Source organism: Actinoplanes sichuanensis (assembly GCF_033097365.1).
Taxonomy (GTDB): domain Bacteria; phylum Actinomycetota; class Actinomycetes; order Mycobacteriales; family Micromonosporaceae; genus Actinoplanes; species Actinoplanes sichuanensis.
Genome location: NZ_AP028461.1, coordinates 4,048,120 through 4,074,483, shown reverse-complemented (window position 1 = coordinate 4,074,483; position 26,364 = coordinate 4,048,120). Strand labels below are relative to the sequence as shown.

30 protein-coding genes are annotated in these 26,364 nt (G+C 68.9%); 8 read left to right on the top strand and 22 right to left on the bottom strand.

All coding sequences use genetic code 11. The features are described 5' to 3' along the window. Positions 1–13 precede the first annotated feature (13 nt). A complete protein-coding gene (locus Q0Z83_RS18780; protein WP_317795250.1) occupies positions 14–961 on the bottom strand; it encodes a GlxA family transcriptional regulator in 948 nt (315 codons plus the stop codon). Positions 962–1,033: 72 nt separating this feature from the next. On the opposite strand from Q0Z83_RS18780, the gene Q0Z83_RS18775 reads away from it, so the two are divergent. Together Q0Z83_RS18775 and Q0Z83_RS18770 are read left to right on the top strand one after the other, a co-directional pair. Continuing rightward, positions 1,034–2,260, top strand: a complete 1,227-nt coding sequence (locus Q0Z83_RS18775) for an MFS transporter (protein WP_317795249.1) — start codon at positions 1,034–1,036, stop codon at positions 2,258–2,260. A 42-nt stretch (positions 2,261–2,302) separates the two neighbouring features. Beyond that, positions 2,303–2,509, top strand: a complete 207-nt coding sequence (locus Q0Z83_RS18770; protein ID WP_317795248.1) for a hypothetical protein — start codon at positions 2,303–2,305, stop codon at positions 2,507–2,509. Positions 2,510–2,571: 62 nt separating this feature from the next. On the opposite strand, the gene Q0Z83_RS18765 is transcribed toward Q0Z83_RS18770, so the two are convergent. From Q0Z83_RS18765 to Q0Z83_RS18745, 5 genes are all read right to left on the bottom strand, one after another. Continuing rightward, entirely contained in the window at positions 2,572–2,733 is a 162-nt protein-coding gene (locus Q0Z83_RS18765) for a hypothetical protein (protein WP_317795247.1), read from the bottom strand. A 56-nt stretch (positions 2,734–2,789) separates the two neighbouring features. Beyond that, entirely contained in the window at positions 2,790–2,933 is a 144-nt protein-coding gene (locus Q0Z83_RS18760; protein ID WP_317795246.1) for a hypothetical protein, read from the bottom strand. A 155-nt stretch (positions 2,934–3,088) separates the two neighbouring features. Then, positions 3,089–4,255 (bottom strand): helix-turn-helix domain-containing protein, encoded by a 1,167-nt coding sequence (locus Q0Z83_RS18755; RefSeq protein ID WP_317795245.1) that lies wholly within the window; start codon positions 4,253–4,255, stop codon positions 3,089–3,091. A 342-nt stretch (positions 4,256–4,597) separates the two neighbouring features. Continuing rightward, a complete protein-coding gene (locus Q0Z83_RS18750) occupies positions 4,598–5,263 on the bottom strand; it encodes a response regulator transcription factor (RefSeq protein ID WP_317795244.1) in 666 nt (221 codons plus the stop codon). Positions 5,264–5,273: 10 nt separating this feature from the next. Next, complete coding sequence (locus Q0Z83_RS18745) at positions 5,274–7,250, bottom strand: GAF domain-containing sensor histidine kinase (RefSeq protein WP_317795243.1); 1,977 nt, start codon at positions 7,248–7,250, stop codon at positions 5,274–5,276. A gap of 172 nt (positions 7,251–7,422) precedes the next feature. Here Q0Z83_RS18745 and Q0Z83_RS18740 point away from each other — a divergent pair, with 172 nt between their 5' ends. Further along, complete coding sequence (locus Q0Z83_RS18740; protein ID WP_317795242.1) at positions 7,423–8,196, top strand: sensor histidine kinase; 774 nt, start codon at positions 7,423–7,425, stop codon at positions 8,194–8,196. 11 nt (positions 8,197–8,207) lie between these two features. Here Q0Z83_RS18740 and Q0Z83_RS18735 read toward each other — a convergent pair whose 3' ends face one another. Next, on the bottom strand, positions 8,208–8,945 hold the full coding sequence (locus Q0Z83_RS18735; protein ID WP_317795241.1) for an ankyrin repeat domain-containing protein: 738 nt from the start codon (positions 8,943–8,945) through the stop codon (positions 8,208–8,210). A 454-nt stretch (positions 8,946–9,399) separates the two neighbouring features. On the opposite strand from Q0Z83_RS18735, the gene Q0Z83_RS18730 reads away from it, so the two are divergent. Continuing rightward, positions 9,400–10,554 (top strand): CAP domain-containing protein, encoded by a 1,155-nt coding sequence (locus Q0Z83_RS18730; protein WP_317795240.1) that lies wholly within the window; start codon positions 9,400–9,402, stop codon positions 10,552–10,554. Here the strand turns inward: Q0Z83_RS18730 and Q0Z83_RS18725 are convergent. The 11 genes from Q0Z83_RS18725 to Q0Z83_RS18675 all read right to left on the bottom strand — a co-directional run bounded on the left by Q0Z83_RS18725 (position 10,532) and on the right by Q0Z83_RS18675 (position 19,442). Further along, positions 10,532–10,843, bottom strand: a complete 312-nt coding sequence (locus Q0Z83_RS18725) for a hypothetical protein (protein ID WP_317795239.1) — start codon at positions 10,841–10,843, stop codon at positions 10,532–10,534. The genes Q0Z83_RS18730 and Q0Z83_RS18725 overlap by 23 nt on opposite strands. A 218-nt stretch (positions 10,844–11,061) precedes the next feature. Continuing rightward, positions 11,062–11,304 carry a transposase family protein gene (locus Q0Z83_RS18720; protein WP_317795238.1) on the bottom strand — a complete coding sequence of 81 codons (243 nt, stop codon included), beginning with the start codon at positions 11,302–11,304 and terminating at the stop codon, positions 11,062–11,064. Positions 11,305–11,504: 200 nt separating this feature from the next. Further along, the gene (locus Q0Z83_RS18715) at positions 11,505–11,792 is read right to left on the bottom strand and encodes a hypothetical protein (RefSeq protein WP_317795237.1); all 288 of its coding nucleotides are present in this window, start codon (positions 11,790–11,792) and stop codon (positions 11,505–11,507) included. Between the two features lie 118 nt (positions 11,793–11,910). Next, entirely contained in the window at positions 11,911–12,828 is a 918-nt protein-coding gene (locus Q0Z83_RS18710) for a nitroreductase (protein WP_317795236.1), read from the bottom strand. Continuing rightward, complete coding sequence (locus Q0Z83_RS18705) at positions 12,825–13,238, bottom strand: DUF5994 family protein (RefSeq protein ID WP_317795235.1); 414 nt, start codon at positions 13,236–13,238, stop codon at positions 12,825–12,827. Before Q0Z83_RS18705 ends, Q0Z83_RS18710 begins: the two co-directional genes overlap by 4 nt. Next, on the bottom strand, positions 13,235–14,227 hold the full coding sequence (locus Q0Z83_RS18700) for a diacylglycerol/lipid kinase family protein (RefSeq protein ID WP_317795234.1): 993 nt from the start codon (positions 14,225–14,227) through the stop codon (positions 13,235–13,237). Before Q0Z83_RS18700 ends, Q0Z83_RS18705 begins: the two co-directional genes overlap by 4 nt. Further along, a complete protein-coding gene (locus Q0Z83_RS18695; RefSeq protein ID WP_317795233.1) occupies positions 14,224–15,522 on the bottom strand; it encodes an AI-2E family transporter in 1,299 nt (432 codons plus the stop codon). The genes Q0Z83_RS18700 and Q0Z83_RS18695 overlap by 4 nt, the downstream gene beginning before the upstream one ends. A 207-nt stretch (positions 15,523–15,729) precedes the next feature. Further along, positions 15,730–16,794 carry a glycosyltransferase gene (locus Q0Z83_RS18690; RefSeq protein WP_317795232.1) on the bottom strand — a complete coding sequence of 355 codons (1,065 nt, stop codon included), beginning with the start codon at positions 16,792–16,794 and terminating at the stop codon, positions 15,730–15,732. Beyond that, positions 16,791–17,927: a glycosyltransferase gene (locus tag Q0Z83_RS18685; RefSeq protein WP_317795231.1), complete on the bottom strand. Its 1,137-nt coding sequence runs from the start codon at positions 17,925–17,927 to the stop codon at positions 16,791–16,793. The genes Q0Z83_RS18690 and Q0Z83_RS18685 overlap by 4 nt, the downstream gene beginning before the upstream one ends. A gap of 129 nt (positions 17,928–18,056) precedes the next feature. Further along, entirely contained in the window at positions 18,057–18,230 is a 174-nt protein-coding gene (locus tag Q0Z83_RS18680; protein WP_317795230.1) for a hypothetical protein, read from the bottom strand. Between the two features lie 183 nt (positions 18,231–18,413). After that, on the bottom strand, positions 18,414–19,442 hold the full coding sequence (locus Q0Z83_RS18675; RefSeq protein WP_317795229.1) for a GAF domain-containing protein: 1,029 nt from the start codon (positions 19,440–19,442) through the stop codon (positions 18,414–18,416). A 314-nt stretch (positions 19,443–19,756) separates the two neighbouring features. On the opposite strand from Q0Z83_RS18675, the gene Q0Z83_RS18670 reads away from it, so the two are divergent. The 3 genes from Q0Z83_RS18670 to Q0Z83_RS18660 all read left to right on the top strand — a co-directional run bounded on the left by Q0Z83_RS18670 (position 19,757) and on the right by Q0Z83_RS18660 (position 21,995). Continuing rightward, entirely contained in the window at positions 19,757–20,119 is a 363-nt protein-coding gene (locus Q0Z83_RS18670) for an STAS domain-containing protein (protein WP_317795228.1), read from the top strand. Between the two features lie 406 nt (positions 20,120–20,525). Continuing rightward, complete coding sequence (locus Q0Z83_RS18665) at positions 20,526–21,266, top strand: ATP-binding protein (RefSeq protein ID WP_317795227.1); 741 nt, start codon at positions 20,526–20,528, stop codon at positions 21,264–21,266. Positions 21,267–21,542: 276 nt separating this feature from the next. After that, the gene (locus Q0Z83_RS18660) at positions 21,543–21,995 is read left to right on the top strand and encodes a hypothetical protein (RefSeq protein WP_317795226.1); all 453 of its coding nucleotides are present in this window, start codon (positions 21,543–21,545) and stop codon (positions 21,993–21,995) included. On the opposite strand, the gene Q0Z83_RS18655 is transcribed toward Q0Z83_RS18660, so the two are convergent. The 3 genes from Q0Z83_RS18655 to Q0Z83_RS18645 all read right to left on the bottom strand — a co-directional run bounded on the left by Q0Z83_RS18655 (position 21,955) and on the right by Q0Z83_RS18645 (position 24,666). Further along, positions 21,955–22,692: a GAF and ANTAR domain-containing protein gene (locus tag Q0Z83_RS18655; RefSeq protein WP_317795225.1), complete on the bottom strand. Its 738-nt coding sequence runs from the start codon at positions 22,690–22,692 to the stop codon at positions 21,955–21,957. The two genes, Q0Z83_RS18660 and Q0Z83_RS18655, sit on opposite strands and share 41 nt — an antisense overlap. Before the next feature lie 45 nt (positions 22,693–22,737). Continuing rightward, complete coding sequence (locus Q0Z83_RS18650; protein WP_317795224.1) at positions 22,738–23,448, bottom strand: GAF and ANTAR domain-containing protein; 711 nt, start codon at positions 23,446–23,448, stop codon at positions 22,738–22,740. 903 nt (positions 23,449–24,351) lie between these two features. Then, a complete protein-coding gene (locus Q0Z83_RS18645) occupies positions 24,352–24,666 on the bottom strand; it encodes a hypothetical protein (protein ID WP_317795223.1) in 315 nt (104 codons plus the stop codon). Between the two features lie 193 nt (positions 24,667–24,859). On the opposite strand from Q0Z83_RS18645, the gene Q0Z83_RS18640 reads away from it, so the two are divergent. Next, on the top strand, positions 24,860–26,095 hold the full coding sequence (locus Q0Z83_RS18640) for a PP2C family protein-serine/threonine phosphatase (protein WP_317795222.1): 1,236 nt from the start codon (positions 24,860–24,862) through the stop codon (positions 26,093–26,095). Positions 26,096–26,099: 4 nt separating this feature from the next. On the opposite strand, the gene Q0Z83_RS18635 is transcribed toward Q0Z83_RS18640, so the two are convergent. Next, the gene (locus Q0Z83_RS18635; RefSeq protein ID WP_317795221.1) at positions 26,100–26,270 is read right to left on the bottom strand and encodes a hypothetical protein; all 171 of its coding nucleotides are present in this window, start codon (positions 26,268–26,270) and stop codon (positions 26,100–26,102) included. Positions 26,271–26,364 lie beyond the last annotated feature (94 nt).

Genomic DNA, 26,364 nt, shown 5'->3' with positions numbered 1-26,364 from the left:
CCGGAACCCCTCCTCAACACGGAGAACGGAACGTGTCCCGATAGGCGGCGGGCGTCGTGTCGAGAGCCGCCCGGAACCGGCGCCGCAGATTCACCGCCGACGACAACCCGACACGCTGAGCGATCGCACCGACCGGCAGATCGGTCTCCTCCAACAGAGCCCGCGTCGTCGCGATCCGCCGATCCAACAACCAGCGCCCCGGAGACACACCCAGCTGATCGGTGAAATGCCGGGTCAACGTACGCGGCGACAACCCGGCCCGCGCCGCCATCTCCTCGACCGTCAACGGCCGATGCAGATGCGCGGTGATCCAGTCCAGCAGCGGCGCAAGGGAATCCGGCACCGGACCGGCCGTCGGCAGCCGGGGAAACTGCCGCTGCCCGCCCTCCCGATGCGGCGCCGCGGCCAACTGCCGACCGATCCGCATCGCCAACGCCGCACCGTGCTCCCGCCGCACCTGGTTGAGACACAGATCGATGGTCGTCGCCGACGCACCCGCGGTCGCCACATCGCCATGATCCACATAAAGCACCGAAGCATCCGCCCGCACCGACGGATACCGAACCGCCAGATCCGCGGTCATCTCCCAATGCACGGCCGCGGTCCGCCCGTCGAGCAGACCCAGACTCGCCGGAATGTGAATACCCGAACAGATCGCCACGATGCGGGCGCCACGACGATGCGCGTCGCGGACCGCCGCACCGACCGCGGGGGAGACCTCCGGACCGGCCTGCCAGCCGGGAATCAGGACGGTGCCGGCGTCACCGAGCGCTTCCAGACCGCGGTCGACGATCAGATCAACCCCCATGGTGGTACGTACGGCGCCCGGCCGTTCCGCGCAGAGAACGAAGTCGTAGTGCATCGGAATGTCCGGCCCGTGATCGCCGAAAACCGCCGACGCACTGGTCACCCGATACATCTCGACCGGCGGACTGACCAGGGCGACGACACGGTGCGGCATGGCGCGAATGTACCCACCGGCGTCCCGCTCGGCTCCTGCGGGCGACACCCGCCGCGCCGACAATGGGTGACCGTGACTCCCGCGCAACTCGGCGAACAGCCTCCCACCACCCTGCCCGACCGGCTGTGGACCAGGAACTTCACCCTGTTCTTCGGCGCCCGTACGGTGTCCCTGCTCGGCGACACGATGCTGCCCGTGGTGACCGCCCTGGCCGTCGGCGCCGTCTACGGCGTGTCCGGCGTCGGCTACGTCCTGGCCGTCTGGACGGCACCGTTCGTGATCTTCGTACTGCTCGGCGGCGTGTTCGCGGACCGGGTCGGCGCCCGCACCATGATGATCGGCGCCGACCTCGTCCGCATCGTCACCCAGGGCGTCCTGGCCGTCGCGTTCCTCACCGGGACCCCGCCGTTCTGGCTGCTGCTGTCCACATCGTTCCTGGCCGGTGTGGCCGCCGCGATGTTCCAGCCGGGCGTCAACGGCATGGTGCCGCTGGTCGCGGCCGACCCGCAGCGGGCCAACGGCACCCTGAAGATGGCCGACGCGGCCACCCAGGTCGGCGGCCCGGTCCTGGCCGGCCTGCTGATGGTGGCCGCCGGCGCCGGGACCGTGTACGCCGTGGACGCGGGCACGTTCCTGCTGAGCGGCCTGTGCCTGGCCCTCATCCGGCTACCGTCCCCGGTACGGGCCCGGCAGCCCTCCACGGTCCTGGCCGACCTCCGCCGAGGCTGGTCGGAGTTCCGCTCCCGAACCTGGATGTGGTCGGTCATCCTGATCTGGGTCGTCTTCGGCATCGCCGTCTTCGGACCGTACGTCCCGCTCGCCTCCCGCCTGATCGGCGACCGCCTCGGCGACGTCGCCTACGCCTGGGTGATGGCCGGCCTCGGCGCCGGCACGGTCCTCGGCGGACTGATCGCGATCCGGCTCCGCCCACCCCGCCCCCTGGCCGCCGGCGGACTGGCACTGACCGGTTTCGTGTTCATCCCACTGACCGTGACACTCGACCTGCCGCTGCCCCTGATCATGGCCGGTCACCTGGTAGGCGGAATGGCCTGGGCGTTCTGGTCGGTGATGTGGTCCACGAGCGTACAGACCCAGGTCGCACCGGACGTCCTCAACCGAGTCACCGCCTACGAGGTGGCCGGCTCGGTAGCCGGCGTCGCCGTCGGCCAGGCCCTGGTCGGCCCGACCGTCGAACTGATCGCCCCACGAACCCTGCTGACAGTCTCCACCGCCGTAAGCATCCTGGTCTGCGCCGCCCTACTGTTGACCCCGGCGATCCGAACCCTACGCCGAGTCTGAAACCGCCACGAAGCAACGTGATCATCGACTGCCGTGCCCGTCATGAGCGTGGACAGCGGGCTGGCCGATACCCGAAGCTCTTACGACACGATCACCGTCAACTATGCCAACCGGGTCCGCGACTCGCTCCCCGAATTCCCATACCTCGGCCGTCGCCGGCCGGAGAAGGTCGCCACCTGGCTGCAGAACACCGGTTCCCTGGTCGAGACGCGGTTCCTGCTCAGCAAGCCGGACGGGGTATACGGTTAGGTGACCTCGGTCGCGATCTCCGAGTCCAGTGCTCGGCCCGGGACGTGCCTCGTCACCGATCACTATGTGCGGGGGAGCGGGGCGCCGCCGTCGGTATCGTCGCGTGCAGGGTGCAGCAGGTAGAAGGCGCTGCTGCTCTTGCCGTCATCGATGTCGGCTAACGACAGCTGGTCGCAGCGCACCTCTTTCACATATCCCGGGCCGGATCCGGTGTCGAGCCACACGCGTGTGACACCGCCGGCCGGTAGATTCCGTGGGCCGACGGTGAGGATCGGCCAGCTCACGTGGCACGCTGCGCCTGGTCGAGGATGCGGCGAACTGCGGCGTCGCGTTCGGCGGCCTGTCGCCGTTCGGCTTCCTGCCAGGCCCGGGCTGCGCGTACCCGGCGTCGCCACATCATCAGCCGCTTGAGCTCGGCCCGCATGTTCGCCTCCGATCAGGGGCGGCGGGCGCGTCACGGGGCGCCCGCCGCCGACTTTGGACGGCGACGAGCAGGAGACTTCACGGTGTCTCGTGACGCTCGTCGCCGCGAAGCCGAAAGTTACGGTGGCGGGGCGCTGAGATGATTGCCGTCTGCTATCAACCCTTGACGAGGGGCCCGAGGTTCGCGGCGGTCGCTGCGCTACGCATCTGTTTGGTGATGGAGTTTCGTTTCGTGCGGCGAATGATCGACCCGATCGTGTCGCGTACGGTGGGCCGTAGCCGGAACCATTGAGGCCCGCTCGCCTCGGCTCGCAAGAACGTGGCGATCGCCTCGTGATCACGGCCGACCTGGGCGAGCGCGGTGGCCAGGTCGGCGAAATACGGTGCCTGGCGGTTCGCGATCGGCAGCCGTCCGGGTGCCACCCGGTCCGCGGCCTCCAGCGCCCGACGAGGCTCGCCGAGCTCCAACTCGGTCGCCACTGTCCAGAAACCCACGTTCGTGGGACCGAATGCGAACCGGGCCAACCCGAGGTCTACGGGCTCGCCCAGCGATTCGGCTGACTCGCCGGCCTCTTGCAGATGCTCATGGGCTTGATCGGCGCGGCGATCGACGGCGGCACGCAGCGCGGCGTGCAGGTGCAACATGCCGTAAGCCTGCCGGACGTCAGGATCGCCGATGTACGGCTGGATCTCGTCGGCCACCCGCTGGGCGAGCCGCGCCGGGGTGTCGGGCATCTCCGGCGGCATGGCCAGGATCCGGATGAACTCGGCGATGCCGATCCACGCCGGGTGGCCGAGTTCGCGAGCCTCGGTGACGGCGAGGCGGGCCGCATCCCGGGCCAGGTCCGGGTAGCCGAGGTGCTTCAGCGTGTAGACGCCCACATGGGCGACCTGGATGAGATCGCCGCCGCGGAGCCCGCCGAGCATGTTGGGTAGTCGGGGCGCGACGGTCGCGAAGTCGTAGCCGCCGCCGGCCAGCATCAACGCACGGACGTCGTGGCGTGGCTCCTCCAGTTCGCCGATCTCTCGGCGGATCAGGGCCTCGCGGATGCTCGGTACGTGAGCCGCGGCGGCTGCCCGGACCGGATCGGTGGGATCCATGGAATGGCCGGTGAGGTCGGCGATGGAGACGTCCAGCGCCGACGCGAGCGCGACGAGTGTCGCGCGGCGCTCAACGGGGCGCACCCCGTTCTCGATCTGGCTCAGGTAGGGCTGGCTCATACCGGCCAGTCCGGCCAGGACACGCTGACTCTTCCCACGGCGCTGTCGCCAGTAGGCGACTTGAGCACCGATGAACAAGGTCTCGCCAACGGTGTTGGCCATGACGGCAGCTCCCCCTGGTAGCGGTCAGGGTGCGGAGGCCGACCGTTTCTTCGGCCCCCGCCTCCGACATTACGTCGCGCCCTACCCACCCTGCAGCCACGCTCCGCAGCGCCCCCGCTGTTCAGCGAGGAGCCGATCACCCGATGGTCTGCCGAGGCAATGCGGGGCCGCCTGTCGGATTCCCCGGTGGGACGACCGGCGGACGGGGGAGTGGCATTTCGTCCTGAGAGCGGCTGTCCGCGGTGGTCGTGCCGTCGTCGGGCTCATCCCGTTCGGGCCTTCGAGCCCGGGCGGCGCGCTGCCGTACCGTGGCCGCTCAAGATCTCGATTCGAGCATCGGGCTCATTTGAGTGCCTGGCCCAGTCCGGCGTCGCGGGCCTTGGCGACGGCGGCTGCCCGGTCGCTGACCTGGAGTTTGGTGAGAATCGACGCGACGTTGTTGCGGATGGTCTTCTCGGACAGGACGAGACGGCGGGCGATCTCGTGATTGTGGTGGCCGGCGGCGACGAGTTCCAGGATCTCGCGTTCCCGGTTGGTGAGGTCGGGGAAGACCGTGATGGCGTAGTCCTGCTGGGCTCCGGTGAAGAAGTCCATGATCCGCTGGGCGACGTTGGTGCCGTACACGACGTCGCCGCGGGCCACGGTGAGCACTGCCCGTACGATGTCGGCCTGGTCGGCGCCTTTGAGAAGGTAGCCCCGAGCACCGGCACGAATGGCACCGAAGAGGGCCTCGTCGTCTTCGTGCATCGTCAGGATGAGTACCGCCACCTCGGGATGGCGGGCCTTGATCTGGCGGGTGGCGCTGACACCGTCGGTGCCGGGCATCGACAGGTCGCTGATCACCACGTCGGGTGTCGTTCGGTCGACCATCTCGATCAGTTCGGCGCCGGACGAGGCTTCGCCGATCAGGTCGATCTCCGGTGCGGCGCCGATGGCGGCGGCCAACCCGAATCGGAACATGGGGTGGTCGTCGGCGATCAGGACCCGCACCGGGGCGATCTCTGACATCGGGGTCTCCTCAGTCGCAGTGTGCTGGTGACAGGGGCAGGGTCGCAATGATGGTGGTTCCGCAGTCGGTGGAGTCGACCGCGAGGGCACCGCCCAGTGCTTCGGCGCGACGGCGCATGGACGACAGGCCGACCCCGGCGGTGGCGAGGTTCGCGGGCATACCGTGGCCGTCGTCGGCGACCGCGATGTGCAGTGCCTCGTCGGCGCTGATGGTGACTCGGGCGTGTCGGGCGTGGGCGTGTCGGGCGGTGTTGGTGAGTGCCTCGGTGATGATCCGGTACGCCGCCACCTCGATGTCGGGTGCGAGGGCGGGCAGGCCCGCGGCGGTCACATCCACCGGTAGCGCCGGGCCGAGGCTGGTGGCGTGGCGTTCGACGGCCTGGGTCAGGTTCGCGGTGTCCAGGACGGTGGGTCGGAGGCCGTCGATGATGCGGCGGATGTCGCGGACTGCGGTGTCGGTCCCGGACTGCAGTCGTTGCACGAGTGTGCCGGTCGGGGTGTCCGGGTCGTCGATCTGCCTGGCGAGGGCCTGCAACCCCAGGCTCAGGCCGGCCAGCGACGGTCCGAGCCCGTCGTGCAGGTCCCGGCGTAGCCGGTCCCGTTCGTCGCGAGTCGCGGTGACGACCCGGTTGCGTTCGGCCTCCAGCGACTCGGCCAGGTCGGCGGCGGAGACGACGACGGCGAGTTGGGTGGCCAGCGCGGTCAACAGCCGGATCTCGACCTCGGAGTACAGTTCGCCACTCGCCGGCTGCGCCACTCTGAGCTCGCCGATCTCCGCGCCGCCGAACCGTAACGACAGTGCGAGGTAGCGGTCCGGTTCGTGTCCGGTGCGTGCCAGTACCTGCCCGTCGGGGGTGACGAGTACCGCTCCGTCGGCGCCGACCGCGGCGGCCACCGTCGCGACGGCGGTCGGCACCAGGTCGAGGCGGTCGTTCTCGGCGATGTTGTCGCTCAGTTCGGCCAGGGCCTGCAGGGGATTGCGGTTGGCGCCGTACACCAGGCGGGTGCCGGCGCGCCGCAGCCGGTCGCGCGCCAGGGCGAGGCCCGCCACCACGACTGCGAAGATCACGGGGCGGTGAATCCAGGACAGGCCCGCGAGTGCGGCGATGGGCAGGTAGACGTTGTAGAGCAGAGCGGCCAGCGCGGCGTAGACGAGAACACGGCGCAGAACCGTGGGGATCCGCAGCAGGCGGGGGCGCAGCACCGCGGCTGCCAGGCCGAGCGGAATGATCAACATGGGGTCGGTCAGGGCCATTACGACGGGACCGTCGCCGGAGTAGCTTCGGTCGAGGCTCCACAGGTAGCGCAGTGCGAACACGAGCAGGGCGCACCCCGCGAACCAGGCCCACGGCTGGCGGTGCAGGTGCAGCGCGTGCCGCCCGCAGACGATGATGGCGATCACCACCGTTGCGGTCGCCGGTGCCAGCACGACCCAGGGCGATACGTACTCGCCCGCATAGCCCACCGCGATGCCCGCGACGATCATCCCGGCCGGCCACCGCCACCACCAGCCTGCCGGGAGCCGGCCGTCGGGATGGGCCAGTACCAGCACCACCACGACCGGCACCATCGGCAACACCGTCAAGGGCGAGAGCAGGAAGCGGGCGTACGACAAGGCGTCCACCGCCATCCCGTCCTCGACGGCGGTCGTGATCAGATGCAACCGGCTCACCGCGTCGGCGACCTCGAGGCAGGACAACATCAGGCCGTACGAGAGGAACCACCAGCCCAGCGTTGTTCGGGGATGCGCCGTGGCCAGTGCCCAGCCGGCGGCGACCCAGCCGAGGACGTAGGAGGCCCCGAGGAGCAGGTGATCGGCGGCCATCACGCGTGGGCTCGTGGACCCGTCGGCAGGGCGCAGCGAGAAGGTGGATTCCCAGGGGGTGCCCTGCATCCGCGTGAAGGCGTCGAGGTTGACGACCAGGCCGGCCGCGAGTGCGGCGGCCGAGGCCAGAACCAGTGAGCCGATCAGAAGCCGTTGTCGCATAGCCCCCAGTCTGAGCGTCGGTATGTCCCGAAAGTTAGGGTTTCGCGCCCGATTCGGCCGGGCAACCTGCCCGGGTCACCCGGGACCCGGGTCTCATGCGCCCGCCCACTCGGGCGCGGCACGGTGAGGTCATCGCGGGCCGTCCGGCCCCACCGAACCGGAAGAGGCCGTCATGAGCGTTCGTACCCGTCCCGCCCCCAGGTTGCTCGCGAAGACCGCCCGCCGCCGCCCGGCCCCCGAGCGCTCAACGGGCTGCCGCGAGACCGAGCTGCGTGCGTTCCTCATCATGGCCGGCCACGATCTCGGGTCACCGCTGGCCGTGATCACCGCCCACCTGCAGCAGCTCCGCGAGGACGACGAGTCCCGGCTGGGCACGCAGGCGCAGCGCGACCTCGACGTGATGGAACGCGCCGTCCGACGCATGGGCCGCCTGGTCGACGACCTGCTCACCCATGCCCGGGCCGACGAGTCGGAACTGCGGGTACGTCCCGTGTCGCTTGCCGACCTGGTCGCGGACGTGACAGCCGAACGCCTCACCACCGACGACGGATCACAGATCACCACAAACGGCACTCTGCCGTACGTGTACGCCGACCCGAACCTGCTGCGACACGTGATCGACAACCTGATCGGCAACGCCCTCAAATACCGGCGCACCGGCACCGCCGCGCTGGTCGAGGTATCCGCACAGACGGCACCGGGCGGCGTCGTACGCATCGAGATCGCCGACCACGGCATCGGCATTCCGGAGGCCGACCGGCCAAAGGTCTTCGACGCCTTCCACCGCTCCGCCAACAGCGGCGGCTACCAGGGCACGGGTCTGGGCCTGGCGATCTGCCGGCGCATCGTCGAACGGCACGGCGGCCGCATCGGAGTCGAGCAGAACCCCGGCGGCGGTAGCCGGTTCTGGTTCACGCTGCCGCCGTCGATCCCGACGGGGGACTGAGCACACCCCGGCTACGACCCGGCGGCGGTCCTGGCTCCTCGGGAACGCAGCCACGCGATCACGTCGGAGGCGCCGCTTCGCGTGGCGGCATCCAGCGGGGTCATGTTCTCCCAGGTCGGGATCGCGTCGAGAGCGGCGCCATGGTCGAGCAGCATCTGAGCGGCTTGCAGTCGACCACCGTGACAGGCACCCCAGAAGGCGTTGTCGATCTCGTCCCGTGTCGGCCCGGCGGTGAGATGTCCTTCGAGCCGGTCGAGTAGGCCCAGGGCCGCCGAGTGCCACAGTGTCGTCCGTGCACCGCGCTCGACCAGGCGTTGTGCGGCCCGCCACTGCGCGAACGCGATCGCGTCGTCCAAGGGTGTGCCGCCGCCGATGACCGCACCGTCGGCGTCGATCCGGGCACCGGCGTCCAGGAGGACGTCGAGCACGTCGACGTCGTCGCAACTGGCGGCCCAGTGCAGCGGCGTCTCGGTGTGCGGGCCGGTGAACCGGGCGTCGACATCCGCACCGGCCTGGACCAGCGCGGCCACCGTGGCGGGGCCGTTCGGAAATCGGCCGGGCCAGTCCGTGACGACATGCAGCAGCGTGCGTGTCATGCCGCCGTCGTGGTCGCCGAGCTGTGCCGCGGCCAACCCGGGATGCTCGGTCAGCAGCCGTCGCAGCGTCACGACATCGCCGCTGCGGATCGCGTCGACCACGCCGACCGCCAGCGGGTCGCGCACGTCGAGAACCGGCATGTCGGCAGCCATACCGGCCACCCTAACCTCGGCCGTCCACCTGTGCCGATGCGGGCATGGGGAACGGTTGGTATATCGAAGGTTCCGCTCGCGCCTTGAATGTATCGGGACCGTATCCAAGGCAGGTAGGGCAGCCGTCCGTCGCCACGGCAGTCGCCGTCAATGGTGTGTCTATTATTCTTTCTGGAATATGGATGACGGCTGACCGTTTGCCGGTGATGTCGGGTGTGACTGGGTAGCTCCGACCTGCGCACCCTCGGCGACCTGGGCTACGAAGGCGAGTCCGGCACCATCACCATGCAACGTCAGCCCCAACCCCCTGGCGGATCGGCAAGATCGTCGCCGCAGCGCTTCGTCGTGGTCCACATCGAGCCTGACCGCACCACATGACGACCGTCAGTGGTCAGAACCTTGCGCGGAATGGCTCATTAGGATGACTCCCGTTTCTCCGGGGTTCTGATGTGGGATGCTGAAACGGCAACAGCAAGGAATCGAGGCTGATATGGAACATGCCCGACGACGCACCGGTACCGGCATTTCACTGACGCGACGCGGCCTCGTCATCGCCGGATTGGGAGCCTCCGCTGTCTTGGCCGGTCTCGCCGGAGGAAAGATCGAAAAAGCGCATGGATTCTCGGCGCTTCAGCAACAGGGACAACCCGACTGGCGGTTCTGCGGTAAATGCAACGGCATGTTCTTCTCCGGCCGTGACGGCACCTATTACCGCCAGAATCAGCGCTGCCCCGGCAGTGGTCTGCACGAGCCGATGGGATACAACTTCGTGTTGCCTCACGACGTGCCGGCGTCGGCCACCGCGCAGCCTGACTGGCGGTTCTGCGGTAAATGCAACGGCATGTTCTTCTCCGGCCGTGACGGCACCTATTACCGCCAGAATCAGCGCTGCCCCGCCAGTGGTCTGCACGAACCGATGGGATACAACTTCGTGTTGCCTCACGACGTGCCGGCGTCGGCCACCGCGCAGCCTGACTGGCGGTTCTGCGGTAAATGCAACGGCATGTTCTTCTCCGGCCGTGACGGCACCTATTACCGCCAGAATCAGCGCTGCCCCGCCAGTGGCCTGCACGAACCGATGGGATACAACTTCGTGTTGCCGCACCAGGGAATCGTCCCTGACGGCTCCGCGCCGCTGAACCCGACCGAGCAGCAGATCCTCGACCAGGTCAACGCCATCCACCGCGAGTCATGCGGCACGACGCTCCAGGTCGATCCGCGTCTGGTCGGCGTGGCTCGCAGGCACGCCGACGACCTGTCCAGGCATCCCGGGCCACCCGGCCTGTGGGAGAAGGGCGACGCCAACAGGCAGGGCCACATCGGCTCCGACGGCAGCGACGCCGCCACCCGGATCTCCCGGGAAGTCGGCCGAGTCGGCACCGAGAACGCCTATGTTCGCTATTACATCGGAAGCGCGCCCGCGCCCGAATTCCAGCACGCGCTCGACTACTGGCGGAACAGTCCGGGCCACAACGCCACGATGCGAAACTGCTCCTACCGCACCACCGGTGTCGGAGTGGCAGTCGGCAAAGGCTTCGTCCCGGCGGGCCAGCCCAATGCCGGAGCCCCGGCGACCCTCCACTATTTCATCCAGACGTTCGCCCAATAGATTCGTCGTCGACGGCTCCCTCGGTCTTGATCCACCGGAGCGGTTTGAATGAGCCTTCCAGCCTGATCTTGCAGGTCAGACCCGTTTGGCAGGGTTCGGTGATCGATGATGGCGAGGCTTCGGGCAGCGTCATTGCGTTGTCGGTTAGCTGCTGGTCACGGCCGTAATCAGGTCGTATGAGCGGCGGTTTGCTTGGCGTGTGGCGCAGGCGATGTTGGTGGCGCCGGGGGGTAGCGAGGACCCCGCCCAGAGTACCGAGCACCTTCTCGACAGCGTCGAGCAGCGGCACGACGGCGTTATCTCGTTCGACTTCGTATCCACGGTGACCTGGGCGAGCACGATCCCGGTCGCGGTGTCCAGCGCGGACAGCAGATGAACCTGACGGCCGTCGCCCAGGCGGACGCGGGCGCAGGGTCTTACCGTCCACAGCGATCACGCTGCGGTAGCGGCTTGGCGTCGAACCCGGCTGAGGAACCCGGGCGTGCAGCCGGCCGGCGACGATGGTGGTCAGTCGGATCGAGAGGGATCAGCTGCGCCGGCCATGACCGCGCAGACCGCGACGGCCGGCACCGCCGACAGCGGATAGCGGACACCGCGCGGGTCACGCGGATCGGGAACCTTCGCCAGCGCGTTCAGCAACCCACACTGTTCACCGTCGGTGACCCGCGTCAGTGCGTTGCCGGCATGGGGTGTCGTGACGGTCGGTGCGGCGATGAGAGATAGAACTTCATGATCACGACGTGATCTCACCCGCTACTTCCGCCTCCACAGAGGCCACCCGTGCCGCGAATCCCCAGATCGGAGCCCTGCCGTTCGAGGACGTAACGCCCCTGCGCGAGGCTCGAGCCGCGGCCGGCCGGCGGCGAGTGGCTGATTCGAGCTTTACCCGATGAGAGGACGCCTGTGGGACGCCGTAGAGGGGCAACGGTGGCCCACAGGCGTCCGTGGGATCAGGCTGCGTCCATGATCTGGACGTCGCGCAGTGACGTGAGGGATCGCTCGATGGCCGCGCCCTCCAGCAGGCGAGCCGCGCCGACCGTGTCTCCGGTGGCGGAGAGGTTGCGGGTGGCCGGACGGACGACCGTTTGCGTGCTGCGCTCGTGCAGGTGGACCAGGTGTGTCAGCTCCGCGAACCGCCGTTCTTGTTCTGGACCCGCTGAGCGCTCGACGCCTGCACACAGCCTGCGGACCTCGTCATGCTGCTCCAGCATGCGATCGATGACGTCGGTGTAGCTCAACAGGACCACCGGGCCGTGTCGCGCACATGGACGGTGGTGGGGGAAGGGATGCGGATCGAGGATGTCATGACCGGCTCCGCATCTCGAGTCAGCACGATGAACGCCGGGGTCCGGAGCGTTACGGATGGACGTCTCCGCGGCATTCCCGTTCGGCCGGGTATCGGCCCAGTCGAATGACCTGATAGGGGAAGCCGATCTCGGGCATCACACGACGCAGGAGCTCCCGGGCACCTGCGTGCTCGATCGGTGCGCTCAACGACAGCACCGACACCCCGAGACCGGTGGCCACGAGCGAACCGGTGGAGAGGGCTTCACCGGCGTGCAGCCAGTCGACGTCTCGATCACCCGGCCCGTGCAGAACCACGAAGGTCGCCGCCCGGTCGTGATCGCCGTGGGCGATGGACGGCTGTGCGACTCCGGTGGTTCCGGCGATCCGGTCACTGCCGGTCCACAACGCGAGTTCCGCATGCCATCGGGCCACAGCCGGACCGGGATCCGGAACGTGGGCAGTCGTCAAAGTGAGGTCCAGGAGCTGGTCCGGGCGTAGCACCGCAAGGCGAACGTACTGAGACTTCAACGCCGTGCCGATGGCCCGCAGGACCTCCGGACCGATCGGATCGCCGGTGACCGGGCGTCCGTCGCTGGACCGGACCCGGATGCAGCGGGCCAGGTTGGCGGTGGCCGGGCTCACCGGCGCGCGCCCGTCGATGTGCAGGCGGGCCAGCAGGCCCGGCACGTCGGGGTCGGGCAGCCGGGAGGTCGTCACGCGCCAGCCGCGCGCCGCGAGAGCCACCCGGGCGTGATGCAGAGCGGCGCCACAGCCGAGCATGGTGAATCTGGCGTCCGGATCGGGCAGACCCGACATCCGGGCGGGGACGGTGAACAACTCCAGTGCCCCGCGGTTCAGGCGCCATCGCCACGGTCGCCGGTCCTGCGCCGACGGCGCCCGGTCGGCGGCGACGACAGCCCGGTAGAAGGCCTCGTTGACGATACGAGGGGTGACCGGGCGGGGCACGCGGGCCGCGAGGGGGGTCATCGGACCGCTCGCGCACGTGACAGGCCGAGCCCACCGCCCTCGGTCTTCCAGGTTTCCGTCTCCAGCCCTGCTTCCGTGCCGTCCGGGGCCGCAGGACTCGGGCCGGGCGGAACCACGCGCCTCGTGAAGGTGCCCCCGTCGACGCAGACGACGGTCATCGTCCACGGCGGCGGGTCGGCTAGATAGTCGACGTCGACCGTACGCCCGTCCACGACCACCCGGTCCGGACCGTTGGCCCAGCCCTCGGCGCTCAGCGCCAGGCGTCGCACCGGTCCACGGACTTGGTCGAGCATCGGCAGCAGAATGCGCAGCTCGACATCGAGGTCGAGCGACTGGGGCCACCAGGTGCCGTCGAACGAAGAGCAATCGGGCCGCTCGGCAGGTGACAGGAATGCCGGGCGCAGGGTCATGACGTCACCGTCGTTCCCGACGATCGGGCGACAGCCGCGCCCGCGCGGTCGGCGTCGATGCTGAGGTCGGGGTGGTCGGCCGGTTCGGGCACGCACAACCAGAGTGCCTGCGGTATGACCTCGACGATCAGCCGGTCGCCGCTCTCGATGAGATCGCCGTCGAGTTGGCGCGGCTGTGGCCGGTTGCTGAGCACCTCGATGCGGCTGCCGCGGAAGACCTCCAACGCGGGAACCCGGTCGGTGCGCCGGAGGAGGCCCCACCCCAGCGCCAACCAGGTGCGCAGCGTGTTGGGGGTCAGGACGGCGACGTCCAGGACCCCGTCGTCCGGTTGAGCTTCGCTCAGCAGCCTCAGCCCGCCCTGCAGGCGGCCCACGTTGGCGACGAGGACCGACCGGGCGCGCCGGCGCATCGGCGTGCCGCCGTCGATGCGGATGGTGACCCGCATCGGCCGGTCCTTGAGATGCCTCATGGCGCCGAGAACGTACGCGGGCCAGCCGATGTGCTTCTTCGCGGTGTCCGAGGTGGCGTCGAGCATGTGCGCGTCGAAGCCCATGCCCGCCATCACCGCGAAGTGCCGGCCGTCGAGAGTGCCCACGTCCAGGCGTCGCAGCCCGCCTTCCAGCGCGACCGCGAGACCGGTCGCCAGATCAGTGGACAGCCCGAGGTTGGCCGCGAGCAGGTTGCCGGTGCCGGCGGGCAGGACGGCCAGCGACACCTCGGTACCGGCCAGCGCCGACACCGCGGACATCACGGTCCCGTCGCCGCCGCAGACGAACACCACCTCGGCGCCTGATTCGACCGCCGCGTGTGTCTGGCCGATCCCGGGGTCGTCCTCGGTCGTCTCGAACCATCGCGGCGCGGGCCAGCCGGCCCGGATCAGCGTGCCGTCGACGGTGCTGCGCAATCCGTCCCAGTTGTCGATCTTGGAAGGGTTGACGACGACCGCCGATCGGGGCGCCCGGTTGGTGTGGCTGGTGGTTACGGTCATCGTGACGGCCCGCTTTCGTTGGGTGTTCCGGTCAGTGCGGGGTCGCCGCTGGGAACAGCGGGCTCGGTCGGCTCGGTCCCCGGCGGTTCGCGGTCTAGGGTGGGCTCGCCGTCCGGGTGGCTGGACAGATATCGGATGGCGGTGTTGAGGACTGCGAGCAGCGGTACGGCGACCAGCCCGCCGACGATGCCGGCGACGACCACGCCGATGGCGATAGCCAGGATCACGGCGAGTGGGTGCAGTGCGACGGCACGCCCCATGATCAGCGGCTGTAGGACGTGGCCTTCGATCTGCTGAACGGCGAGGACCACTCCCAGCACGATCAGCGCCTTGACCGGTCCGACGGTGACGAGCGCGACCAGGACGGCGACCGTGCCGGACAGGGTGGCGCCGATCACCGGGATGAACGCGCTGAGGAAGACCAGCGCGGCCAGCGGCAGAGCGAGCGGCACACGCAGGATGGCGAGACCGATCCCGATCCCGGCGGCGTCGACGAAGGCGACCAGTACCGTGGCCCGTACGTAGGAGACCAGGGTGTGCCAGGAGTAGTGCCCCGCCCTGGCGGTGGGGATCCGGGCGGCGCGCGGCAACACGCGGCACACGAACGTCCAGATCTGTCCACCGTCACGGAGGTAGAAGAAGAGGGTGAACAGCACCAGGAGGAAACCGGCCACGACCTCACCGAGCGTGGCGGCGGTGTTCCAGGCCCCGGAGGTCAGCGCTCCTTGGTTGTCGGTGATCGCCGTACGCAACCGTTCGAGCCCGCCGCTGAGCTGACTTTGCGACAGGTGCAGCGGGCCCTGTGACAGCCAGCCCTGCACCTCGGCGAGACCGTCGGCGACCTGGGCGCTCAGGTCGTCCAGCTGCGAGATGACCGTCTGCACGATCAGGGTGAGACCACCGAAGACCACGAGCAGACCGCCGACCATTACGAGACCGGCCGCGAGTGAGCGGTTGACGCCTCGTCGTTGCAGGGCGGCCGACACCGGTTCGAGGAGCGCGGCCAGCAGCAGGGCTATCGCGACCGGGACGACCACGATCTGCAGCAGGCTGACGACCCGGATCAGCAGGTAGGCGCAGGTGATGAGGAGAATGACGCGCCAAGCCCAGGCGCCGGCGATCCGTACGCCGTCCGGTAGCCGGTCGTCCACCGACGGGGCTTGTTCGACCAGCACGACCGGGGACTCACCGAGCGCGGGATCTGCCGTGAACGGCGGTGGTGTCCAACCTCGCCGGGCAACGGCGAGCCGGTCCAGCGTCTGCTTACGGGCGATGCCGGCCCACACCGGGGCCATCCTCAGGCCGCCTTGAGCAGGGACACGATGACGACGTTGCTCATGAGGCGACTCCTTGAATCCTGTCGGCCGTGAATGGTGAGGCGAGGTCACATCGGGCAGACGATCGGATGCGGCGAAGAAGGGCTGCGGGAGTCTGGACGGCCGCCGTGATCACGTAGGCGACATGGCCACGACACGGGGTTCGATCACATCCGTGATACCCCGCTACCCGGCCGGCGAAACGGCGCGGAGAGAGGCGCGGCGCTGGAAGGTGGCGATCAGGGCGAGAGTGGATTCGGCGCCTTGATTGAGGTTGGGCCCGGTCGGGGTGAGACCGTCGTATCCGCCGCCGGTTGAGGCGTCCCACATCGGTCGGCCGATGTCGTTGTCACCGAGGAACCACGTGATGCATCGGTGTACACCCGCATGCCAGGCCGGAGCGCCGGTGACCGCGGCGGCGGTGGCGCAGGCGTCGGCCAGCGCCGCGACCTCGATCGGTTGCTGGTCGTACCGCAGCCGCGGGTTTCCGCGTCGCCAGCCTGTCGCCGGCAGTACCGACAGGTGGCCGTCGCTCGTCTGGACGTCCAGCAGCCAGGTGAGCATGCGCAGGCCGGCGGCCAGGACCGGGGGATCGCCGAGGAGATCGCCGGCGGCGGTGACTGCCTCGGCGAGCGCGGCATTGGCGTAGGTGAGCCGTTCCTCGGGCCATGGCCAGTGCGGATCGGAGCCGGGATGTCCGATCACCGTCGCGGCCGCGGACAGGAGCGAGGCGGCCGGTTCGGCCCCCGGTTCGGCGCGGAGCACTTCAGCGGCACCGAGCGCGGCGAATGCCATGGCCCGTGGGCTGGCGGACCGGCGTGAGGCGCCCTGGACGAAAGCGTGGTGGGCCTCCTGGCGGATCCACGGAGCGGGGCACCGTGCCGCGGCGGTCCCGAGACCCCACAGGGCACGGCCCCACCAGTCCCCGAGACCGGGTTCATCCGACCACACCCGGTCGAAGCCGAGCCGGTTGTGGAAGGCGCCGGTGGCGTCCTGTGCGTGCGTGAGGAACGTCAGATAGCGCTCCGCGAGACGCAGCGCCTCGGCGGACGGGCCGACCTCGCGGCTGATGACGACCAGCCCTCGGGCGGCATCGTCGGTGCAATAGCCGTGCTCGCGGCGGGCGACGGCGTGCCGGGCATGCTCGAAGAGGCCGGTGTCGTCGGTCAGCCGGGCCAGGTGGGTGAAGGTGACGGAGGAGAACCGGGCCGAGTCGGGTTCCGGCGTCGTGCTGACGGTCCTCGTGGTCACTTGCCGGCCACGGTGGTCAGGTGGCGGTCGGCAACGAGGGTCGCAGCCAGTTCGTGGTAACGCTGAGCTACAGCGGGCCAGCGCAGTGCCGGTTCGGCGTGCCCGCTGCGGTCGCGCAATGTGGCGGCGAGGGCAGGTTCGGTGAGGATACGCCGGACGGCGGTGGCGAGCGCTGCGGGGTTCTTGTGCGGAACGAGCAGGCCGGGGCCGTCGGTGAGCAGTTCGATCGCGTGCGGGAAGGTGGTCGCGACGACCGGGATCCGTGCCGCCACCGCCTCGACCAGGACACCTGACGTGACCTGCTCAGTGGAGTCGTACGGCAGCACGACGACATCGGCGGAGCGGATCAGACTGCCGAGCGCCTCATCGTCAAGGTAGGCCGACGCATAGCGCACCTGTTGCGCGATGCCGAGAACCGCGCCGAGTTTGTGCAGGCCGGCCCGATAATCCTCGCCGTGGAGTTCGGCAACCTTGGGGTGAGTTCGACCGGCCACTGTATACACGGGCATGGGCTCCAGGTCGCGTAGCCGGGCCAGGCCGCGCAGGGCCCATTCGATTCCCTTGCCCGGCCCGAGCAGACCCCAGGTCAACAGGTGCGATTCCGGGTGCCGGCGGTTCGAGGGGCCGGCGTAGTCGGAGGCACCGTGCGGGATCACCGAGATCTTCGTGGCATCGACGGCGTAGCCGTTGAGCAGCCGGTCGTGTGCGGACCGAGTGATGGTCACGACCGCGCTGGCGTCCGCCACGATCTGTTCGAGCAGCGACTTCTGATTCGGGGTGGGATGAGCGAGCACGGTGTGCAGGACGACGAGGCTCGGCACGGTGAGCAGACGCAGCACGGACAGGACCTCGCCGCCGTCATGGCCCGGGTAGATGCCGTACTCGTGCTGAACGACCGCGATGTCGAAACTGTTCAGCGCCTCCGCGCTGACGCGCCACCCGGCCGCCGTTCCGGCCGTCCACGTGTGGACCACCTCGGCCCCGGGTGTGAGGTCGTCGCCGTGTGCCGCAACCCGCACGATGCCGACAGCGGCGGCGGACCGGTCGAGGTGGGTGACGAGCGCGGAGTTGAACGTCGCGAGGCCGCATCGGGTAGGCGGATGGGTACTGAGGAATCCGTACTTGATGGTCATGAGCCGTGCCCTCTGTCGGTCGAACCGCCGCGGATCACGTGACGGGGCCTTACACGGTGCCGGCGCACCAACGCCGTCGGCACCGTTCGTCCTGTTGGATCCCACAGCCGAGGAGCAGGGTGCCGAACCTCACCCCCGGTCGGGTTCGGCCAAAGTGGAGAGATCGAGATGAAGCATGGCCGGCCGTCCGCCGTGATGTGACGGATCGATGCGGTCGGGCAATTCGCGTTCGGCGAAATCGGCTCGAATCTGCCGGCCGCGTTCGCGGACCACCGCGACCACTGTCGCCTTCATGATGATCATTGTCCCCGCTCCGAACGTTGCCCAGGACGAGGACCCTCGGATGAGGGCACACCGAAAAGGGTCTCGAGCCGCCGGAGTCTGGAGCGACATCAGTCAGACTACGCCTGAATGACCCGAGGGGCCGAGCTGTGCTTCGGGACGTGCTGCTCGCGGTGACGCGACACGGTCGTGACCATGACCCTCTCAGCAGTGGCCGGAACCGCCCGCGTCGTTGTGGTAGCTCAGCCTCACCCGGGTGCCCGTGGTGTCCGTGGTGAGATCCATGCTGGTGCAAGCGCGTTCGATGAGCTGGAATCCGGTGACCCGCCGCTGCCGCACGCCGGTTCGCGGCCGGTGGGCGTGAGTGGATCGCAGGGTCGTGCCGATGCCGGCGCCGTGGTCGCTGATCTCGCACCAGAGGCGACTGTTGCGGCCCCACAGCAGTAATTGGCCGAGGCCACCGCCGTGCTGCACGGAATTGGCCATGGTCTCGTGCACGGCCAGCGCGAATCGGTCCGCGTCGGCACGGACCAGGCCGTGACGGATGCTGTCGGTGTGGACCCGAAGGCGCACCCATCCCATCGAGGCCTGGTCGAACCAGCGGACCAGTGGCGGCACGGCGGCCCTGGCACCGGTCCGCCGCGAGATGAGGACGATCGGCGTGCCCGCTCCGGAAGCGTCCTGCCGGGCATCGGTGAAGGCGCCGGTCCAGTCCAAGCCGAGGCGTTCCAGGGTGAGCAACTCGGTGGCTGCGGCGGTCAGTTCCGCCGCGGTGGTCTGATCCGCGCGAGAGAGATCACCTGGCGTACGCCGGTACAGGTCTACGGCTCCGGCATGCCGGACGCCGCCGGCGTGTAAGGGCAGTGCGAACACCGCCCGCGCCCCGGAGTGCAGCGCTGCCGGGGTGAACCGCGGCCAGTGCTCAAGCCACCACGGATCGCTCAGATCGGCGGCATGCACCGGCCGGCGGGTGGAGGTGGCGTCGCGGCACGGGCCGTCGTCCAGTCTCTCCTGGGCGTCCTCGAGACTGGTGCTGCCCTGGTCGCTGCTGAATCGGATCTGCGGGAACGGGTCGCCCTCCGGGCCGGCCGAGAGACCGATCCCCGCGACATTCGGTATGAGTGCCGTGCCCGCGCGGCACAACCCGGTCAGGTCCGGGCCGTACATGCGGATCAGGTTCCACACATGGCCCGGACGTGTTCTGCCGAGACCCATGGCACCGTGCTGGTACATCGCTGCTCCTTGACTGGGTGGCAGCGCTACCAGGGTCTGGGGCAGCGATTTCGACGCGGACGGAACGGGGTCCGTGGATCGGTGCGCGAGGTGCGGTCATGGTGATGTCCGCACGATGCGGGTCACAGTAGCGCGACGTGGTGAGGGCAGACGGACATTTCGTACGCCTGCCGTGTTGTGTCCCGCGTCCCGGATCGGGACTACGATTCGGTGTGCCGTCGGGGTGCTGATGTCTCGCAGGTGTCGCAAGTGTTGCAGTGGTGGACTGCCGTTCCCGGTGTCCCGCTGTCGGTGGTGGCGAGGCGGTGCTCACGATGACGGTGTCGGACCTCGGTCCGGAGGCGTGGGTGACGGTGCATCCGCCGGTCGACGGAGTGACCTTGGTTGTCGTGGCGGGTGAGCTGGCACGGCCCGTGGACGCCACGGTGATCGAGCAGTTGATGGGCGCACTCGACCAACCGGGGCACCTGTTGCGACTGGATCTCTCCCAGTTGAGTTTCTGTGATCTGGCCGGGCTGCGAATGCTGATCAGCTTTCAGGATCGAGCCGGCGCTCGCGGGGTGCGGGTGCGGGTGGTCGCGATCTCCGAAGCGGCGCGGATGCTGGCCGACCTGACCGGCATGCGGCCTTTCGGTGAGTCGGGCGGTTCCGAGGACGAGCCCGGCCCAGCGGAATGACCTCGGACCCCGGTGCGGCCTCAGCGCGCCCGAGCCGCCCTCAGCATCACGCACCGGGTGTGAAGTACTGCGTTCCGACGCTCCGAGTCCATGTGAGATTCATGAGCACAACTGCGATCTTCGGCCTGCTGGTATAACGTTGGGCTGCGGCGGTGTCCCATCGTCGTTCGCTGCTCCGGACCCCGGCGGCGCACCTTCTGAGTAGGTGCCCTGGAGCAGCCGTGGATTCCGTAACACGTCCGGTGGACATCATGCCGGCCGCGCCGCCGGGTGAATGGAGCCTTGTCCCACCCGGTCCCGGTGCGGGCGACGGCGGCCGATGACCGCCGTTGAGCGGCGCGAGGGAGCACCGCCCCTTCGACCGCCGTATCTGGTGGCGACTGTCACCGACCGTCGTGGAGTGTCGGTGGGTGTCGTTGCCGATGCGAGCAGCAGCGTTGTCGAGATCAAGGTGTACGGTCACTGGTCACAGCAGCTCGGCGAGCAGATCATCGCGGGACTGGAACTCTGCCTCGCCGGGCCGTCCGAGGCCATCATCGTGGACCTGCGTGACTTCAGCGATCTGCACGGACTGAGCCTGCGGTACTGGCTGGCGGCACAGCGGAAGGCGCAAGGTGGCGCGCTGCCGGTCATTCTGGCGCTGTGCATGCCACCGGCGACGATGCTCGGATACCGGTTGCGGCATCACGACGGGAACTCGTTGCCGCTGTTCGCCACGATGGGTGAGGCGCGGGCCGCGGTCGTCGGCAGGCTGAGACGAGGTCACCGGTGGCAGACCCGTCTGGCGCCGGTCCCGCTCTCCGTGCGGGCGGCCCGTGGCCTGGTGGAGCGGGCATGTGACACCTGGCAGTTGCACGATCTGCGGCAGGGCGCCGCACTGGTCATGTCGGAGTTGGCCGCCAATGCCGTCGAGCACGCCGGCACGGAATTCGTGCTCACCGTGCTCCGCCGCGGCCGGGATCTGCATCTGGCTGTCCGGGACGGTGACACCCGCTTCCCGCGTCTGGTCGAGCGCACCCGCGCGGGCCAACGGCTTCCGATCACTGAGGGTGGGCGGGGTCTGATGCTGGTGCATGCGGTCGCCGCGAGGTGGGGTGCCATACCGGCCCACGGTGGCAAAGTCGTGTGGGCGACGGTTTCCGCGTGACAACGCCTGTCCATCAGCGAGCGCACTCGATCAAGGCGGGACGTCGGGAAAACCGGTAGTCACGTCGCCCTACCCCGTGTCCACGCCGTGGCACGGCTCTTGCCGAGTGAGGAGGCCACGCATTCACGTGTGCTCGACGGAGGGAACCCTAGCCATCTCCCGGGTGACGACCGGCATGCCGGAGCAGGCTGAAGCCGTAGCATCGTCAGGTGCAGGACCTACGCATGTCGCTCCAGACCTCGGCGGCACTCCCGCTCGCCGTTGAAATGGAGCACCATGACGGACTTCGGCGACAGTCCGGCCAGGAGAACACCTTCCACCGACATCAACGGCGACTCAAGCGACACCATGTTGCTCGAAGCGGTCTCGAAAGGCAGCGTGCTCGCGTTCCGCGCCCTGGTCGAGCGGACGTCGGTGGCCGTCGGCGCCGTGCTGGCAGAACTCCTGTCCGAGCGTGTATGGCGAGACGAGATACTCGCGGCCACCTATCTGGAAGTGTGGTGGCTTGCCGGCTGTCACGTTCAGCCAGACATCGAAGCCACGAAATGGATCGTCGGGATCGCGCGGCGACGGGCGGCGGAGACCCACGCCGACCCCGTGCCGGACGGCGAAGGGCCGCGGACCGGGTACGCACACTTGGAGTTCGCCGCTCTGCTGCGCGGGCCGGACAGTGCCCCGCCGGTGACGGTCAGGGCTGCGCCAGACCGGGCAGTGATGCCAGATCGCTGACGACCAGCGCGGCAACCTCGGTGAGCCGCCGGTTGTGGTTGCGGGCGTAGGCGCGGATCCGGCGGAACGCCTCATCGACGCTGACGTTGTGGACCTGTGCGAGAGCGCCCTTGGCCTGCTCGATGATGATCCGACTGTTCAACGCCCCCTGTAGTTGTTCGGTCAGCGCCTCACTGCGGCGGATCGCACGTTCCTGCATCAGCCCGATGGTCGCCACGTCAGCGAGAGCCTGCATGATCGGCACATCGGCGGCCCCGAAATCGCCGCCGCTGGTGCTGCCGAAGATGTTGAGAGCACCGATCACCTGGGAACGCAGCCGCAACGGGAAGGCGTGCACGGACCGGAAGCCCGCCGTCGAGGCCCTGGGCGCGAAGCGAGGCCAGCGGCCTGCCGCCGCTGCCGCCGCCAGGTCGATGTTGATGACCGGCTGTCCGGTCCGGTACGCCTCCAGGCAGGGACCCTGATCATTCTGCAGCTGGAACAGTTCGATCAGGCGTACGTTCTCGTCCGAACCGGCCATGAACTCCAGCCGTCCGCGTTCGTCGGCCAGCATCAGTCCGGCGGCGGCCGCGTCCACCAGGCTGCGGGCCCGGTCGGTGAGCATGTGCAGAAACTCGAGGAGGTCGAACTCGTCGACCAACGTGTCGGCGACCTCCACGAAGATGCTTGCCAATCGCTCAGCCGAAACGCCGCTCATGCCCTGCCTCCCGGTAGTTCGGTACCCAACAACCACTCATTCGTGTCAACCGTCAAATCGCAGCCGTCGCTGCACGATGTCGTGGGCGACATCCTCCAGGCGACGGTTCTCGGCGAAGGCGTAAGCCCGGATCCGCACCAGAGCTTCACTGATGGATACCCCCAACTGCATCATGACCATCCCCTGTGCCTGGAACAGTTCAGCCCGGCGCCCGACGTCCAGAACCGTGGCACCGTCGTCAGCGGCGGCCTCACCCTGCTGCAGGTCCAGCAGGACCTTCACGGTGAGATCGGCGAACGTGAACGCCAACTGCAGTTCCGTGCCGCTCATCGGCCCGACCCGGTCCCGGAAGACGTCCATGACACCGAGCCGGGCGGCGCCGACCTGCAACGGGAAGGCGAAGACGGCCCGGACGCCGGCGTCCTGGGCGGCCGGAGTGTAGACCGGCCAACGGCGGCCACCACCATCGGACAGATCCGCCGCGAGAACCGGACGGCGATCGGCGAAGGCATCGATACAGGGCCCCTCACCGAGAGTGAACTGCAATTCCTCGACACGTTCGCTGACCGGATCCGACGTCGCACACACCCCGCGTGTCCCGTCAGCGGTCATCACGCTGATCCCGGACCCACTCGCCGACAACGCCTCGACGGCGGCGAGACAGATCCGTCGTAACAGACCCCTATCCGCCGGCTGGGCCTCGACGAGACGCCGGACGAGCGCCCCGTGGTCATCGCCGCGGGCAGGCGAGGTCATGATGCCGCACCGTCTGCGTGTGAACGGAACGATCCGCACTTCCGTGCCGACACGGCCGCCCCTTCCCCGCACAGACGCCGAGGACCAGGGCGGCTTGAGTCAATAGATAATTACACCTTACGCCCGGCACCGGCGCGAACCGGCACAGGAACTCGCCCACGCTTACCCGATCGACGGTTGGTTCAAGCGGGATGATGTCGAGGCCGGTCGGCTTGGCTCGGGTGCCTGCGGAAATCCTCGGTCAGCGGGCGTCACGCAGCGGCGCCCCGACCCTGCGATCACGGCTCGGGAGGCCGCGATCGAGCAGACCAGCTGGGGCAACCCCACCTTCTCGGCACGGTGGCGCAGCGCCGACGGGCCGGATTCGGCACCATGCTGATCGTGGTGGCCGTGCTGCTGCACGGGGTGTGGGACGCCAACATGTGTATCAGCGGCGGCAACGGCGCTGCTGATACAGCTGTTGATCGGGGAGATTCTCATCAGCCTGGCCGTGGTGATCTGGTTGTTCCATTACACCGTCCGCCCGGAACGCGCGGCGATGCGCGCCGTGATGGCGCCCGAGGCCGAACAGGGTGTGATCACCACCGAAGAACTCGACGCCCTGTCCCGCGGGTGGAAGCAGCGACGGGCGTACCGCAAGGCGGCGAACAGCCGAGCCGAACGCTTGGGCACGGCGACACCGGCTCGAAGCGGCGCACGATCTCGCCGATCAGATCGCGGCTTCGGCGGGCGCCGAGACAGACCGTGTGCGATTCGCCCGTGCCGAACTGGTTCGGCTCGAGTCGGCTTGACCGGCGGGCCGACATGACGCGCGAGGCCCGCACATCGGGATGTGCAGGCCCCGGATCGTCTCCGACGTGAACGGACTCCGCCACCTGCCGTACGCGGGGCGCGCTTCGTCTGTCAATTTCCGCCCTCTCGTCTGTCCAGCAGGTGAGCTCGGTGATCGAGCGCTGCCTGCCGGTCGTCGAGCACGGCTTCTCGCTGTGCTTGTGTCTCGTCACGGCGGTCGGCGGCTTCGGCCCGCTGATCGAGGGCGTCGCGACGGCGGTCCGCGGCCTCCTCCCGCCGGTCCGCGGCCTCCTCCCGCCGGTCCGCGGCGTCGGATGCGCTCGCGGTGGGCTGTCGGTCATGCCGGTCGGCTTGGCGATCATTGCTGACCCGGCGGAGCCGCTCCAACGATGCCGTCATCTCGGTGGTGAGGTGGTCCTCGGACATGGATTCACTGTGCACCACGACGGTCGGGTCGCGGGCAGTGATCGCACGGTCCACTGGACCGCGAGAAGCGGTCGGTCGACCCGCCGGTGATCCGAGACGCCGTCGACTGACCGCAGTTCGCTCGCAAGCCCGGTTAGTGCGAGGATCACGTCGTGAAGCGATATCCCCCTGGCACTGCTCGCATCGCAGGACCATGAGCGAGCCGACTCGCCGGCCCTCCGACGACCTGCCGGCGATACTGCACCGCCCGACGCAGGAGGCCATCTTTCCGGCGCTGCTGGAGGACGACATCGACGACCTTTACGACAACGCGCCGTGCGGCTTTCTCTCCACCCTGCTGGACGGGACGATCGCCAAGGTCAACGCCACTCTGCTGGACTGGCTCGGTCACTCTCGCGACGACCTGGTCGGCAGGCGGCGTTTCGCCGATCTCCTAGCATCCGGCAGTCGCCTCTACCACGAGACGCATGTCGCGCCGCTGTTGCGTATGCAGGGAAAAGCCAGCGGCATCGCGCTGGAGGTGCTCACCGCCGACGGGACGAGACTGCCGGTCCTGGTGACCTCCGCTGTCAAGACCGGCGGTACCGGCGAGCCCGTGCTGATCCGGATCACCGTCTTCGACGCCCGCGAGCGGCGCGCTTACGAGCAGGAACTACTCCGGGCGCGACAGAGCGCCGATCGTGACCGGGAACGGCTGCGCCTGCTCGTGGCCGGATTGCAACGCAGCCTGCTGCCGGCCACGCTGGCGGTGCCGCCAGGCATGGCGACTTCCGCCCTCTATCACATGGCTTCGCCCGATGAGGTGGGTGGCGACTTCTACGATCTGTTCCCGCTGGGCAGTGACCGGTGGGGTTTCTTCCTCGGCGACGTACGCGGCAAGGGCATCGGTGCCGCGGCGGTGACCGCTGCTGCCCGCTACACGCTGCGCGCCGCCGCCGTCTACGACCCGGAGCCCGCCGCGGTACTGGCGAACCTCAACGCGGTGCTCTATCAGGACTATCGCGACCAGGGACACCGGCATTGCACCGTCATCTTCGGCGTGCTCGAACGAGACGGCCGGGGGTACACCGCCTCGATCGCCGCCGGTGGGCATCCGCCCGCCCTGCTGGTCCGGGCGAACGGTGCCACCGACTATCAGACCACCGACGGCGGCACCCTGATCGGCATCCTGTCCGAACCGCGGGTGGCGACCCGCACGATCCGGCTGGAACCCGGTGACACGCTGATCCTCTACAGCGACGGGCTCACCGAGGCGCGCACCGCCCCGCACGGGGAACGCTTCGGCGACGACGCGCTGCGCGATTTCGTCCAGAGCCAGGGCCCTACCGAGGCCGCCGCCGCCGTTCGCGCCCTCACCGGCCTGCTCGCCGACATGACGGACGTCGACGACGACGTAGCCGTCATGGCATTCAGTGTGTCCGGCGATTGATCCGTCAGCGGACGGAACCGGTGACCGGTTCGACGCGGACCGCGAACGGGTGGCGGAGCTTGTGCATCGCCTCAGCTCGGTGGTCGGCCGCCGGAAGAGCCCGGCCGTTCCGCTGGGCGTCCCGGCTGGAAGCCGGCGCTACGAACAACGTGGCCCGGTGGTAAGTCGGTGTCATGCAGGTCCTTGTCGTTCGATTCGTGGGATGAGGCTTTGAGATGGCGCCCACCCATGGGAACAGCGGTATCGAGCGCGGCGCCGACGGCGCACGA